The organism is Vibrio sp. SCSIO 43097, assembly GCF_023650755.1.
Classification (GTDB): domain Bacteria; phylum Pseudomonadota; class Gammaproteobacteria; order Enterobacterales; family Vibrionaceae; genus Vibrio; species Vibrio alginolyticus.
In genome coordinates this window covers 374,674-389,228 of the sequence record NZ_CP071841.1, presented here as the reverse complement: position 1 = coordinate 389,228, position 14,555 = coordinate 374,674, and the positions used below count along the sequence as shown (strand labels likewise).

Annotated in this window: 13 protein-coding genes; 5 read left to right on the top strand and 8 right to left on the bottom strand. The window is 44.4% G+C overall.

The window, feature by feature from the left end:
- Positions 1-77: 77 nt before the first annotated feature.
- Entirely contained in the window at positions 78-2,198 is a 2,121-nt protein-coding gene (nrdD, locus tag J4N40_RS18130) for an anaerobic ribonucleoside-triphosphate reductase (protein WP_213972174.1), read from the bottom strand.
- A gap of 309 nt (positions 2,199-2,507) precedes the next feature.
- Between nrdD and J4N40_RS18125 the strand changes: the two genes are divergently transcribed.
- Complete coding sequence (locus tag J4N40_RS18125; RefSeq protein ID WP_213972173.1) at positions 2,508-3,371, top strand: endonuclease/exonuclease/phosphatase family protein; 864 nt, start codon at positions 2,508-2,510, stop codon at positions 3,369-3,371.
- A gap of 36 nt (positions 3,372-3,407) precedes the next feature.
- On the opposite strand, the gene J4N40_RS18120 is transcribed toward J4N40_RS18125, so the two are convergent.
- Genes J4N40_RS18120 through J4N40_RS18110 form a run of 3 tightly spaced genes read right to left on the bottom strand, consistent with a single transcriptional unit; the run spans position 3,408 to position 4,572 of the window.
- A complete protein-coding gene (locus J4N40_RS18120; protein ID WP_053307706.1) occupies positions 3,408-3,848 on the bottom strand; it encodes a YeeE/YedE family protein in 441 nt (146 codons plus the stop codon).
- 14 nt (positions 3,849-3,862) lie between these two features.
- Positions 3,863-4,276 carry a YeeE/YedE family protein gene (locus tag J4N40_RS18115; RefSeq protein ID WP_503054846.1) on the bottom strand — a complete coding sequence of 138 codons (414 nt, stop codon included), beginning with the start codon at positions 4,274-4,276 and terminating at the stop codon, positions 3,863-3,865.
- A 5-nt stretch (positions 4,277-4,281) separates the two neighbouring features.
- Positions 4,282-4,572 carry an ArsR/SmtB family transcription factor gene (locus J4N40_RS18110; protein ID WP_005376206.1) on the bottom strand — a complete coding sequence of 97 codons (291 nt, stop codon included), beginning with the start codon at positions 4,570-4,572 and terminating at the stop codon, positions 4,282-4,284.
- Between the two features lie 159 nt (positions 4,573-4,731).
- Between J4N40_RS18110 and J4N40_RS18105 the strand changes: the two genes are divergently transcribed.
- The gene (locus J4N40_RS18105) at positions 4,732-6,435 is read left to right on the top strand and encodes an FAD-dependent oxidoreductase (RefSeq protein ID WP_017820173.1); all 1,704 of its coding nucleotides are present in this window, start codon (positions 4,732-4,734) and stop codon (positions 6,433-6,435) included.
- A 67-nt stretch (positions 6,436-6,502) separates the two neighbouring features.
- Here the strand turns inward: J4N40_RS18105 and J4N40_RS18100 are convergent, their stop codons facing one another.
- Both J4N40_RS18100 and J4N40_RS18095 read right to left on the bottom strand, forming a co-directional pair.
- Complete coding sequence (locus J4N40_RS18100; protein WP_115386653.1) at positions 6,503-7,201, bottom strand: aspartate/glutamate racemase family protein; 699 nt, start codon at positions 7,199-7,201, stop codon at positions 6,503-6,505.
- 139 nt (positions 7,202-7,340) lie between these two features.
- Complete coding sequence (locus tag J4N40_RS18095; RefSeq protein WP_017634635.1) at positions 7,341-8,141, bottom strand: PhzF family phenazine biosynthesis protein; 801 nt, start codon at positions 8,139-8,141, stop codon at positions 7,341-7,343.
- A gap of 147 nt (positions 8,142-8,288) precedes the next feature.
- Here J4N40_RS18095 and J4N40_RS18090 point away from each other — a divergent pair, with 147 nt between their 5' ends.
- Positions 8,289-8,738 (top strand): YkgB family protein, encoded by a 450-nt coding sequence (locus J4N40_RS18090; protein ID WP_005376100.1) that lies wholly within the window; start codon positions 8,289-8,291, stop codon positions 8,736-8,738.
- 208 nt (positions 8,739-8,946) lie between these two features.
- Here the strand turns inward: J4N40_RS18090 and J4N40_RS18085 are convergent, their stop codons facing one another.
- Entirely contained in the window at positions 8,947-9,423 is a 477-nt protein-coding gene (locus J4N40_RS18085) for a DM13 domain-containing protein (protein ID WP_005376099.1), read from the bottom strand.
- Positions 9,424-9,618: 195 nt separating this feature from the next.
- Positions 9,619-11,943: an FdhF/YdeP family oxidoreductase gene (locus J4N40_RS18080; protein ID WP_250654636.1), complete on the bottom strand. Its 2,325-nt coding sequence runs from the start codon at positions 11,941-11,943 to the stop codon at positions 9,619-9,621.
- Between the two features lie 666 nt (positions 11,944-12,609).
- Between J4N40_RS18080 and J4N40_RS18075 the strand changes: the two genes are divergently transcribed.
- Both J4N40_RS18075 and fdhD read left to right on the top strand, forming a co-directional pair.
- The gene (locus J4N40_RS18075) at positions 12,610-13,494 is read left to right on the top strand and encodes a LysR family global transcriptional regulator AcsS (protein ID WP_017820178.1); all 885 of its coding nucleotides are present in this window, start codon (positions 12,610-12,612) and stop codon (positions 13,492-13,494) included.
- Between the two features lie 53 nt (positions 13,495-13,547).
- Complete coding sequence (gene fdhD, locus J4N40_RS18070) at positions 13,548-14,378, top strand: formate dehydrogenase accessory sulfurtransferase FdhD (protein WP_053349912.1); 831 nt, start codon at positions 13,548-13,550, stop codon at positions 14,376-14,378.
- The last annotated feature ends 177 nt before the right edge of the window (positions 14,379-14,555 follow it).

Sequence of the window (14,555 nt, the reverse complement as noted above, 5' to 3'; positions counted from 1 at the left end):
CTCTGTGTTATCGCGAAAGAGAAAATCAACCTGTTTAAAGTTGATTTTCAAAGTGTTAAAACGAGTGGTAGTAAACCTTACAGGTGTTTAACTCGGCGCTTCACTTCTTCTTGCTTACCGAAGTTAAACGGGCGTGCATCTGGGCTGCCTAGGTAGCCACAAACTCGACGTGTTACTGATACTTTAGTTGAGTCATGGTTACCACAGCTTGGGCAAGTGAAGCCTTTACTTGTACAGTCAAACTCGCCGTTGTAGCCACACTCGTAGCACTCATCAATTGGCGTGTTTGTACCGTAGTAAGGCACTCGGGTGTAACTGTAGTCCCATACGTTTTCTAGTGCTTCAACGTTGCGTTGCATGTTCGGGAACTCGCCGTAACAGATAAAGCCGCCACTTGAGATTTCTGGGTAAGGCATCTCAAAGTCGATCTTGTCGTACGGGTTCACCTTCTTCTCAACATCTAGGTGGAAGCTGTTGGTGTAGTAACCTTTGTCTGTTACGCCTTCAATTACACCGAACTCTTTCGCATCGATTCGGCAGAAACGGCTACATAGGTTTTCACTTGGCGTTGCATATAAGCTGAAGCCATAACCTGTTTCGTCAGCCCATTGATTCACAGCATCTTTTAGATGCTTGATGATCGCGACCGCTTTTTCACGCAAAACAGCGTCATCATAAACGTGCGCTTCTGTACCGAATAGCGCGTTAATTGTCTCGTGTACACCGATGTAACCAAGAGAAATAGACGCACGACCGTTCTTGAAGATATCTGCGATTGAGTCGTCTGCTTTCAAGCGAACACCACATGCGCCTTCCATGTATAGGATTGGGGCCACACGTGCTTTCACGTTTTCAAGGCGAGAGATACGTGTCTCTAGTGCTTTACGAGCAAGACGTAGGCGGTCATTTAGAAGCTCGTAGAATTTATCTTCGCTTCCGTTTGCACGGATAGCGATACGAGGAAGGTTCAAGCTCACGACGCCAAGGTTGTTACGACCTTCGTGAATCAGCTCACCGTTTTCTTCGTAAGTACCAAGGAAGCTACGGCAACCCATTGGCGTTTTGAATGAACCGGTTACTTCCACTACTTTGTCGTAGTTAAGAATGTCTGGGTACATACGCTTAGACGCACACTCAAGCGCAAGTTGCTTGATGTCGTAGTTTGGATCTTCTGATTTGTGGTTCAAACCATCTTTGATGCCGAATACAAGTTTAGGGAATACCGCTGTTTTACGGTTCTTGCCTAGACCTGCAATACGATTCTTCAGAATCGATTTCTGGATCAGGCGTGATGCCCAGCTTGTACCAAGACCAAAACCGAACGTAACGAATGGGGTTTGACCGTTCGCTGTATGCAGCGTGTTTACTTCGTATTCTAGAGATTGGAATGCGTCGTAACACTCTTTCTCAGTGCGCGCTTTTGCGAACTCTTCTGGCTCAGCAATGTTCCACTCTTTTGCGATCTCTCGGTGTTTCTCGTAGCTTGTGATTACGTACGGTTCTAGAACCTCATCAATACGGTTGATGGTTGTACCACCGTAAATGTGGCTCGCGACTTGAGCAATGATTTGCGCTGTTACCGCTGTTGCAGTCGAAATTGATTTTGGCGTATCAATCTCAGCGTTACCCATTTTAAAACCATGCGTCAGCATACCTTTAAGATCGATAAGCATACAGTTAAACATTGGGAAGAACGGTGCGTAGTCTAAATCGTGGTAGTGAATGTCACCCACTTCGTGCGCTTGAACCACATCGCGAGGAAGAATGTGCGTCTTCGCGTAGTGTTTCGCTACGATACCAGCCAACAAGTCACGTTGAGTCGGAATTACTTTGCCGTCTTTGTTCGCGTTCTCGTTGATTAGATCCAGATTACTTTCTTCAATCAAACCTTCGATTTCGCGAGTTAGTGCACTTTGCTTCTCACGAGCGATGTCGCGATCGTGGCGATATTCAATGTAAGAACGCGCTAGGGCTTTGTAAGGACCTTGCATGAGTTCATTTTCGACTAAGTCTTGAATCTCATGGATGTGAACTTCATCGTGTTCTCTTAACTGTAACTCGACAGCAAGAGCCACATTAAGAGCATAAATAGCGACATCTTTATCTTTGTTTTCCGCTGCTGCTTCAACTGCTGCTTGGATACGATCCCTGTTGAACGGAGCTCTTGATCCGTCGCGTTTGATTACGATTGGTTTCACCTTGTTCTCCTTACCCGAGCATACTCACAGAGTTATCCACAAATACACTATATGGGGTTATTTTTTATTCTAGCAACACAATATATTGTGGCGTATTTAACGAAAAGCACCACTCGAAAACATTGATTTTGATCAATAAAGATTGGCTAGCGAACAAGAAGAAATCGATCTTATTGGCGTTGATCTCAGTTGCGAAGAAAACCATGAAAATTGCAAAATTGGTACTAAATCTACTTGCTATTTTTGGAGGTCTTGTAGGATAAAGGATGGAAAGGAATACGCTAAAAGATAGGAGTGCAACAGGCCAAAATGCGATCACTTTTTGTTACGTTAATATTACTTTTTAGTTCTCTTTCATTTGCTCAAAACTCCATCAATCTAACCAGTTGGAACATAGAATGGTTATCTATAGATGGTGGAAAAGTGTCGAGAACACCGCAAGATTTTGAAAAACTGACCCACTATGTGGATAAAACACAAGCCGACATTCTTGCTTTTCAAGAAGTCGAAAGTGCTGCTGCCATCCAAAAAGCCGTTGGCAATGACTTCACTATTTATCTTTCCGATCGTTCAAACGCCTCCAACCGACACCTTCAGTTTAACGACACCAACCAATACACAGGCTTTGCCGTGCGCAATGGCGTAAGCGTATTAGACAAGCCAGACTTCTCTATCACACGAGGCAACAGCAAGCTGCGCTTCGCGAGCTACCTTGTTTTAAATCCAAACCAAGAAAACGAGACTCACTTACTCTCTGTACATCTGAAAGCGGGTTGCAGTGGCGCGTATCGTAATAACCGCGATTGTAAGATAGTGAAACAACAAGGACAGGCACTAGCTAAGTGGATAAAGGCGCGCGAGGACAACAAACAACATTATGTCGTGCTTGGCGACTTTAACCACAACTTGGGTTATCAAGGAGATTGGTTGTGGGACGTGATATCGGACAATACTAGTGCAAAGCTAGTGACTAAAGACACTAAAGCGGAATGTAAAGTGCGCTCTAATCGTAATCCGAATAAAACCCACCAATTCCGCTCGGTGATAGACCACATCATTGCGAGTGGTGATTTAAAGGCGTCGTCTGGTGTTCAAACCGTTTTCAAAACACAAGATGTACTCGACTATAAACTGAGTGACCATTGCCCGGTTTCTACGACACTCACTTTTTAGCGTTTAAGTACTATTTTTAACGTTGAAGTACTTTCTTTATTGACGAACCACTCTTTTAGCGGTGAATGACCCAGCCGCCATTGCCACTATAAAGAGCAGAACTTGTGTGTTGCCAGTGAAAAGGCTGGCAACCGCAGGACCAGGACACACACCCAGTAACCCCCAACCAATACCAAACAGTACAGCACCACCGACTAACTTTTTGTCTATCGCTTTAGAAGTTGGGCATACAATCTCATCACCAAACACAGATTCGCTTCTTGGCTTTATTAATAAAAGATAAGCTGGAACGAACACCGCAAGTGCTCCGCCCATTACAAAGGCTAAGCTTGGATCCCATGCTCCAGTAATATCGAGAAAGCCAATCACTTTTGCCGGTTCAGCCATACCAGAGACCACCATACCAATACCAAAGAGCACACCAGAAAATGCAACAACGGACATTTGCTTAATACTTTTCATTACATGAGTTTTCATAACGGCACTATTCCTCACGATACTAGCAAGACGGTTAACATGGCTGTGGCCATAAAAGTACACGTCGCGACCACAGAACGGATTGAGAAACGCCCTATCCCACAAATGCCATGACCACTAGTACAACCATTGCCGATACGCGTACCGACACCGACTACCAAGCCAGCAACGATAACTAAAACAACAGAACCGCTGTACTGTTCTGGTACATGCCCGCCAAGAACATAAACAGCAAACACGCCACCTAATACCATCGCAATTAAAAAAACAATGCGCCAAACGCGATCTGCGTTCTCAACGGCACCGTTTAAGATCCCACTGATCCCAGCAGTCTTGCCAGTAAATAGCATCAGTGTTATCGCTGATACGCCAACTATTATGCCGCCCAACAGCGACATCCAAGGAACTTCAAACATAGCAACCGCCAAACTAATTACTTACAGAAAACTTGCTTAAAGGCCTCAACCAGCGGACCAACTCTTTCATCAGAAATTGAATAAAATACCTGCTGAGAAACTTTTCTAGCTTTAATAATGTCGTGCTTTCTCAATACGGTGAGATGTTGTGAAAAAGCAGATTGGCTTAATGATGAACCTTCAAACAGTTCACCGACCCCTTTCTCGCCTTCAATCAGCTTACACATCACGATTAGGCGCTCTGGATGAGCCATAATTTTAAGCAGCTCACTCGCTTCGGTCGCACTTTGTAGCATACTGTCGCCCATTCTTATGCCTCTTCATTACTACATTACTACATTACATTTTATTAGATATTACTAATTAATATTATTAAGTCAATGCTAATGTAGATTATATAACATTAGACTTAGCTAATTTATTTAAGTAAGGTGTAGGCGTTTTCGATCATTCAGCAGGAGAAATCCATGAGCAAAATCGTGATTATTGGTGGGGTTGCTGGCGGTGCATCTGCAGCAGCTCGCGCTCGTCGTCTTAGTGAAGACGCAGAAATCATTATGTTTGAACGCGGTCCATTTGTGTCATTTGCAAACTGTGGCTTACCCTATCACATTGGTGGCGATATCCAAGAGCGCAGCAAACTGCTTCTTCAAACGCCTGAGAGCTTTCTAGCGCGTTTCAATGTTGATGTCCGTGTGATGAACGAAGTGGTTTCTATTAACCGTCAAGACAAAACGGTTACGGTTAACAATTTGCTTGATGGCTCGGAATACCAAGAGAGCTACGACTTTCTTCTACTTAGCCCTGGCGCAGGTCCAGTTGTGCCGCCTATTCCGGGTATTGATAACCCGTTAACACACTCGCTGCGCAATATTCCAGATATGGATCGCATCATTAAAACGATCGAAACCAACAAAGTTGAACACGCTACGGTCGTTGGTGGTGGTTTTATCGGTTTGGAAATGATGGAAGCCTTCCACCAGCTAGGCATAAAAACCACATTAGTTGAAATGGCGGATCAAGTGATGACGCCCGTTGACCGTGAAATGGCTGGCTTCGCACATGCTGAAATTCGTGAGAAAGGCATCGACCTTAAACTTGGCGTCGCACTTGAGTCGGTGAAATTCGTACCTAACGAGCACGTGGCAAGTTTCGACTCTGGTGAAAGCGAAAAACACCAACATCTAGAAGGTGAATTGGAATTAACACTAAACAATGGTGAAAGACTCACCACCGATATTCTGATTATGGCAATTGGTGTTCGCCCCGAGACCAAATTAGCAAAAGAAGCTGGCTTAGAAATCGGCGCTCTTGGTGGTATTTATACCAATGAATACATGCAAACCAGCGATCCTTCGATCTACGCTGTCGGCGACGCGGTAGAAGAGAAAGACTTCGTGACTGGCGAGCAAACTCTAGTGCCACTTGCGGGCCCGGCAAACCGTCAAGGCCGAATGGCAGCAGACAACATGCTTGGCCGCCAAGAAACTTACCAAGGTACGCAAGGCACGGCGATCTGTAAGATCTTTGATTTAGCCGTCGCTTCTACTGGTAAAAACGAGAAACAGCTGAAACGTGAAAACATCGCTTATGAAAAAGTGTATGTGCATACAGCAAGTCACGCGAGTTACTACCCAGGTGCAGAAACTGTGTCGTTCAAAATGTTGTTTGATCCAGTAACAGGTAAAATACTAGGTGCGCAAGCAGTAGGTAAAGACGGTGTTGATAAACGTATCGACGTAATGGCAGTTGCTCAGCGTGCTGGTATGACGGTAGAGCAACTGCAACACCTCGAGCTAACTTACGCGCCACCTTATGGCTCTGCTAAAGATGTAATTAACCAAGCGGCGTTTGTGGCAAATAACATCATCAAAGGCGATGCGACCGCGATTCATTATGATGAAATGGATTCACTGACAGAAGACCAACTGTTACTTGATGTTCGTAATCCTGGTGAATTGGAGTCCGTTGGTTATCTTGAAGGTGCAATTAATATTCCTGTCGATCAACTACGTCGTCGCATGCACGAACTTCCTAAAGACAAAGAGATCGTGATTTACTGTCAAGTTGGGTTACGCGGTAACGTAGCATACCGTCAGCTGGTCAACAATGGTTACAAAGCCCGCAACTTGATTGGTGGATACAGAACACTCAAATTTGCTCGCTTATAACTTGATAATAAAAAAGAGAAAACCTTGTGCTTGGTTTTCTCTTTTTTTGCAGGAAAGAAAGCGTAGATCATTCACCTTCAATTGCCAAACGGACTGCTGCTTGAGCATGGATAGAAGTGGTATCGAGTAGTGTAACATCGGTGTGACTTTGGTTTACAAGTAAGGCAATTTCAGTGCACCCGAGAATCACAGCTTCAGCTCCGTGCTCTTTTAGTTTTTCAATAATTTGCAAGTATATCGTACTTGACTCCTCTTTGATTTCACCTTGGCATAACTCTTTATAAATAATGTTATGTACTTTAGAGCGGTCGTCTTGATCGGGAATGACGACATCAAGCCCATAACGGTCGGAAAGCCTTCCTTTATAAAAGTCTTGCTCCATTGTGAATTGAGTACCAAGGAGTCCGACCTTTTGAACCCCTTTCTCACGAAGTAACTCAGCAGTCGCGTCTGCGATATGTAGTATGGGGATATTAATACTGGCTTCAATTTGAGGCGCAACTTTGTGCATTGTGTTAGTACAAATAAGAATGAAGTCAGCGCCCCCTTTTTCTATTGAAGATGCAGCATCAGATAGAATGCTTGCCGTTTCTTCCCATTTACCTTGATGTTGAAGTTTCTCTATCTCCGAAAAATTCACGCTATACATACAAATTTTTGCGGAATTTAAGCCGCCTAACGTCTCTTTGACTCCTTCGTTGATCAATTTGTAATAACTAAGCGTCGACTCCCAGCTCATACCACCTAGAAGACCGATAGTTTTCATATAACTCTCCAATCGTTATACACCACCGTGCCAGGGGTGTTTTTACAAAAAAAATCAGCCACTTAAATAAGCAGCATTCAAGCGTCTTCACTATTGAGCATTGGGTAACACGAAAATAAAATCATTCCCACAAGGACCGCTACGCGATTCTCATATATCCTCGCAATATCGTTACTGCATTTCCAGAAAGCTTAACGTGCTCAGTGCTTAACAACTCTGTATGGACGACCCCACTTCTCTCGGAGGCTTGGAAGCCTTTCAGTTGCTTTTTGTTGAGCTCTTTAGCCCAGTAAACACATAAAGCGCAATGTGCAGAGCCTGTAACTGGATCCTCATTAACACCTACCCAAGGCGCGAAGTATCGAGAGACAAAATCGGCGTCAGTACTTGATTGAGCAGTGATGACGACGCCACGGCCCTTTTGTTTAAGCAGCGCACCAAAATCAGGGTCGAGCTGTTCAAGCACAAATTCATCATTAATGACGATCAACTGCTTATTATCAAACTGACCGTAGGCGACTACATTGGCGGCATCTAGCCCCAAGCCATGAAGTAAGTCTTTGTTAATACTCGCTCTCATATCTAAAGTTGGCGCAGGAAACACCAAATGAATTTCTTCATGATCGAGTTGTGCAGTTAAAACCCCAGATAGCGTAACGAACTCAATCGTATCTCCAGTATTATATAACCCCTGCTCTTTCAGAACGTGCGCCGTTGCAAGTGTGCCGTGTCCACACAAAGCAACTTCCGTCCTCGGTGTAAACCAACGAAGTTGCATTGTATTGAGTGACAGAAATGCCGTTTCAGATAACGACATCTCGGCCGCGATGGCCAACATCGTTTCCTCATCAAGGCTTGACTCTGTGATACAAACACCCGCGGGATTACCTTTGAAAACCTCTGATGTAAACGAGTCAACCTGAAAAATTTTAACTTCCACGAAATATCCTTAAGTTCTATCAAACACGTAATTCTGTATCACGTGATTTTTAATATCTGTTGTTTGAGCGAAAAAAACCTATGAAATTTTCTACCAACCTTATAGGTCTTGTTGGAAGCGCTAACAAACAGGAGAATGTAGTTAATTATGCAAAACGTAAAAAGCCATCATCAATGTGACTCAATTGGATATCTTATCGGAGTTTTCGGCGTTTCTTTAGTTCTAATATGGATTGGTATTTATAAATTCACACCTACAGAGGCCAAGCTTATACAACCGCTCGTTGAAAATCATTTTCTGATGAGTTGGTTGTATGATGTGATGTCAGTTCAAGCCGTATCAAACATCATTGGCGCAACAGAAATCATTGTCGCTATTGGATTAATCGTTGGCCTTAAAAACACACGAGTCGCTTATTTTTCTGGCATAGCCGCCGCAATTATTTTTCTTGCGACACTCAGCTTTCTAATTACGACACCGAATACATGGAAAGTGTCTGATGGGGTTTTGGTGACAAACTTCTTTTTAGTAAAAGATATTCTATTTTTAGCCATTGCGATTAGCGTCATCGAACGAAACAAGCCAAACAGAGAATAACTCTAAATAGTTCGAAATCTTGTTTTTCCAGAAAGTAGCCTGAAAGGTGCAAACGACTTACAAGTCGAAACAAGTCGAATGGTTCTGTCAATAACTCTAAACAAAGGCTCTTAAATTTAGAATGTTTAAGAGTCTTTGCCTCTTAATTATGCGAAACAACATCTTAGCGTAAAGTGAAAAGAAAAGCCTTTTACTCTACTGCTAAGGTTTATTGATACTTTGCCGAAGTAATGAACTCACCGAATGTCTCGCACCATACAACAACCGTATTGTATTCAGAAATTGAAGTGCTTTGAGGAACCTCAACAACGAAGTTATCGAACGTTTTTACATCACCAATTAAGCTCATTTCAGATTTAAGGTCATTAAACTCTTGTTCCGTTTCGACAAACTTAGGAGATAGATAGAGTTTATAGTCTGGTCCGGGAGCGAGTTTTCCTACCAACGTAATGACTTCAGAACTCAAATGAATCTCTCCCTCTCCCCAATGAAAAGCATCGCTACCTTTGAGTTCCCTCTTAAACACTGCGCTGTATTCTGCACCTTGCTTGCTCTTAGCAACTTGTTCATCGGTCGGCGCAGGTGGTGCAATAAGGATCGGTAAAGTATAGATACCTATCGCAATGCCAATAGAAACTGCCACTAAGTGACTGATTGTTAATTTAATTATATTTTTCAAGGTCATAAGCATCTTCTTATTAGTTTTACTACTTGAAATTAGATTCAAATCGGCCTTATCTGTCTATTATCGAGCAGCATAATGTCATTAACATTATACACAAGCTATGCGCACTAAATGCAGACTGAGCGCAATTAAAAACGGCTGATAATTAATATCAGCCGTTTGCTTATCGGAAATGTCGTTGTGCCGGTTTGGTCACTATTCCGCTTCCACCAAAGCGATCTTATCGGATGTCGATTTTTCCAATTTTATCGCAATAAACTTAGAGGTTGGCGTAAACGTTCTATCCCCATAACTGTCCAAAGGAACTAATGGGTTTGTTTCTGGATAGTAAGCCGCCGCCTGACCTGCTGGTACATCATAGGCAACAAGCGTAAATCCGCTCACACGGCGCTCAACGCCATCTTCCCACAATGACACCATGTCCACTTTGTCGCCCGGTTCAAAACCGAGTTTACGAATATCCGCTTCATTGATAAACAGCACTTCGCGCATACCAAATACTCCACGATAACGGTCATTCAAGCCGTAAAGTGTCGTATTGTATTGGTCGTGTGAGCGCATGGTTTGCAAGATCAAATCTGGCTTTTGGCCTTTTTCGAGTATCGCTTCGCTGATCAACTGTTTCGGCAACTCACTAGAGCTGAACTGTGCTTTGCCGCTTGGTGTATTCCATCGACGCTCAGCAGCTGGGTTTACCAAGTGGAATCCACCCGGGTGTTTGAGCTTATGGTTAAAGTCGGTAAAGCCCGGAATCGTGTCGGCAATCAAATCGCGAATACGGTCGTAATCTTCAATCACCCACAACCAATCAATTGGTTTTGCCCCGAGTGTAGCATTGGCAATACCTGCAATAATCGCTGGTTCTGAACGCAAATGCTCCGAACGCGGTTTTAGCTGACCAAATGAAATATGTACCATGCTGAAGGTATCTTCAACCGTCACGCCTTGTGGGCCAGTCGCTTGCTGATCAATCTCAGTACGGCCTAAGCATGGAAGAATAAGCGCATCTTTACCTGTGACAAGGTGAGAACGATTTAACTTCGTCGAAATGTGTACGGTTAAATTACAGTTTCGCATCGCGTTGTGCGTACGTTCTGTGTCTGGCGTTGCTTGTGCAAAGTTACCGCCCAAACCGATAAATACTTTCGCTTGCCCTTCTTCCATCGCTTTAATGGCTTGCACAGTGTTGTGGCCTTCACCGCGCGGGACGGCAAAGTTAAATCGACTTTCAATGCGATCCAACAACAGATCTGAAGGTTTTTCATCAATGCCCATCGTACGGTCGCCCTGAACGTTACTGTGACCACGTACTGGTGAAAGACCCACGCCCGGCTTACCAACGTTACCTCGTAACATTTGCACGTTTGCGACTTCTTTAATGGTTGGTACAGAGTGACGATGCTGAGTCAACCCCATCGCCCAACACATGATCACACGTTCTGCACGTCGATACATGCTCGCCACCATCTCGATTTCACTTAAATCAAGACCCGATTGTTCCGTGATGTGTTCCCAAGCGGTTGCGTCCACTTCAGCCAAATAGTCATCTATACCTATCGTGTGCTGCTTGATGAATTCACGGTCAAATACCGCTTTGCCACCGTTTTGCAATGCCTCGCGTTCCCATTGCAACAAGAATTTCGCGATGCCACGAAATACTGCCATGTCTCCGCCCAAAGCAGGACGCAGGTACGCCGTGTTTGTAGGCTCTGAGCCGTTACTCAACATCTCAATCGGCATTTGTGGGTTTTGGAAACGCTCTAATCCGCGCTCTTTCAGCGGGTTTAGACAGATAACCTGAGCACCACGTTTTACCGCTTCGCGCAGAGGTTCAAGCATTCGTGGGTGATTCGTGCCCGGGTTTTGACCAATCACAAAAATCGCGTCGGCTTCTTCAAAATCATCAAAGATCACTGTGCCTTTACCAACGCCAATGGTGTCTTTCATCCCGATTGCACTGGCTTCGTGACACATGTTGGAACAATCTGGGAAGTTGTTGGTACCGAATGCGCGCACAAATAGCTGATATAAAAACGCCGCTTCGTTGCTTGCACGGCCAGAGGTATAAAACTCAGCTTGGTGTGGTGAATCCAATTGATTGAGATGTTTCGCGACAAGTGCAAAAGCCTCATCCCAAGAGACTGGCACGTAGTGATCGGATTCAGCATCGTATCGCATTGGGTGCGTGATACGGCCTTGGTATTCCAACCAGTAATCGGTTTGAGTTGAGAGAGAAGAAGCGCTGTGATTGGCAAAAAACTCAGGATCAACCAGACGATTGGTCGCCTCCCAGTTTACCGCTTTCGCGCCATTCTCACAGAAATTGACTTTACCACTATCTGGCGACTCACCCCATGCACATCCCGGGCAGTCGAAACCGCCATTTTGGTTGGTTTTGAGCATAGTGCGAATGTTTTTAACTGCATTTTCACTGCCCCACCAACTTCTGGTTACGGCTTTCAGTGCACCCCAACCACCAGCTGGACCTTTGTATGCTTTTATTTGTTCTTTTTGGCTCACGACTTTACTCCTCGCAGATATACCAGCAAGCAGGGTGCCCGTGAAAACAAGCGCGTTATTTATTGAGATAATGCGGAAGTATTGAAGGGCTTAGTTTCTAATCCATGTATTTTTTAATCCAAATAAGTAACCACTCAACATGCTCTCAACTGTCCGAGCGTTTACTTATCTAGATTCTTGATATCGGATACCCGCCTACTGTTTCTATGACTGGTAGATTCAATTCGCATTGTTGCGTCTTGATCTAAATCAAAGATTAAGTCGTTATTCAATATGCGTCCAATTGATAATCCTGACCGAGTGATAAACAAAATCTATGACGAATTTTTCCACTGACGGTCATCACATTTTTAATCAATACAATTTATGAGGTTAATCGTTTTCCCATTCGATTCCACCTAGTTCGCTTAACGAGCTCAATAAAATCGGTACTCTTGATAATAGATAATATCTATCACACTATAGATACTTTAAATTTGACCCTAATTAATATCAGGAATAGCCTTGATTCAGATCAACTTTGAGTGTGGTTTTATTCTTGACTTGGTTTTGGTTTTTCATTCCCCAGTTAAAACGCTCCAGCGCTTAAAAAGTACGGTAGTGCTGTGCCCTTTTTAGGGAGTTCCCCCGTACATGTGACTCACAACGCAAGGTTAACAAGCCATTATGGATATCAAACAACTTAAATATCTCATCGCACTTGAACAGACCAAACACTTTGGTCAAGCCGCCGCATTGTGCCACATTACGCAGCCTACTTTGTCCATGAGAATCCGAAGCTTAGAGGAAGAGCTCGATCTCGAATTAATCCAAAGAAGTCAAAGATTTGAAGGATTTACTGAAGCCGGAGAACGCATTTTAGCTTGGGCAAAAACCGTCTTAGCAGCTCATGATGGATTGCAAGCCGAAGCCGCCAACTGCCGTGGTCAGTTGGTAGGCTCTCTTCGGCTTGGAATGGTGCCACTCGCCAGCCAAAACCCTATGCAATTGCTCAAACCATTAGCTCAACAGTTCCCTGAGTTACGCTTTCAAATACTCTCCATGACGACCGAACAGATCATAGACCAACTCAATCGCAATCAACTTGATTTGGGGATGTGTTATGTCGATCAAGTCAACACCGCTTACTTCGATGTTATCGAACTAGATTCAACCAAACTTGGCGTTTTATTCGATGAGCGTCATTTTGATTTTGCCGAATCTGAAGTGTTGTGGGAGTCACTCAATAACATTCCGCTAGGGCTGCTTTCGAAGGGCATGCACTATCGCCACTCCATTGATCTTAGCTTTGTGAGTAAAGGGCTGGTTCCGCAAACCGTCATTGAAAGTAACTCCACCTTTCACTTGATCCAAGCAGTAGCCAGTGGCCTTTGTTGCGCCATTATGCCGCTGAATTGTGGATTGGAAGAGTTGAACGATACGCTTCGCATTATCCCTATCGAAGAAGCCGCCGTTCACGCCCCTCTAGGTTTGTTAAAGCGAAAACAAGAACCCTTCTCCGCGCTAACCGATCAGTGCTTCGCAGAAGCAAAAAACATATTCAATCGATAACAAGAATCCACACGTCAATTTTTGGCATACATAACGGCTTATGAGGTGATTTCATGAGATGTACTACTCAATCTTATTTAGAACTGTCCGATTTCAATCAAGCACCACCTCAACCAAGTGCGTTCAATTACCGAGAATTGATTGATGGCCGCCCAGTGCAACAAATGTCGCTGGCGAGTGAATCCGCCTTAGCTATCAGCTATAACGGCATTAGCCAAGCGGTCATGATGGTGACGCCAGGCCATCTGGAAGACTTCGTGAAAGGATTTAGCCTAAGCACAGGCATCGTCCACGATTTCAAAGAGATTAAAGACATTGAAATTGGTGGCGATCACGAATCTCACTATGCGGAAGTGGAAATCAGCAACCGCGCTTTCTGGGCGTTAAAAACACAGCGCCGAAATCTTGCCGGCACAACCGGATGCGGCATTTGTGGTGTAGAGGCTCTGGAACAAGCTTTGCCTGATTTGGCACCGCTAACACCGTCTCTTCCTCCGCGCTCCGATGTATTCGAAGGGCTGCGAGACAAAGTCGCACTGCATCAAGAAGCCGCACGTGAATCTGGCGCGTTACACGCCGCTTTATTTGCAGATTTACAAGGCAACATCAAGTTGTGCCGAGAGGACATCGGCCGTCACAACGCGCTAGATAAGTTGATTGGCGCATTGACCAACAATCACATCGAGCCTCAAAGTGGCTTCGCAATCATGACAAGCCGTTGCAGCTTGGAGTTGATCCACAAAGCCGTTCGCGCGCGTATCCCCACTCTGGTTTGCTTATCTGCGCCTACAGCGTTAACTGTCGAATGGGCAAGAAGAAACCATTTGAACCTAATTCACTTGCCAAAACACGGCTCGCCGCGTCTATACAGCCCCGCGCCTTAACACGTCAACCTAATCGAATTCATAATATTTCTAACGGAGACCTCTGGGTCTCTGTTGTTTGCTTCTCGTTCCCAATTGATACTTAGCGACAAGACACTATTCTCTCCAACCAAACGTGCTCACCCCTTGTCAGCACTAAGCTTGCGTATATTAACCTGCTTGCATTTGAACGCTTTC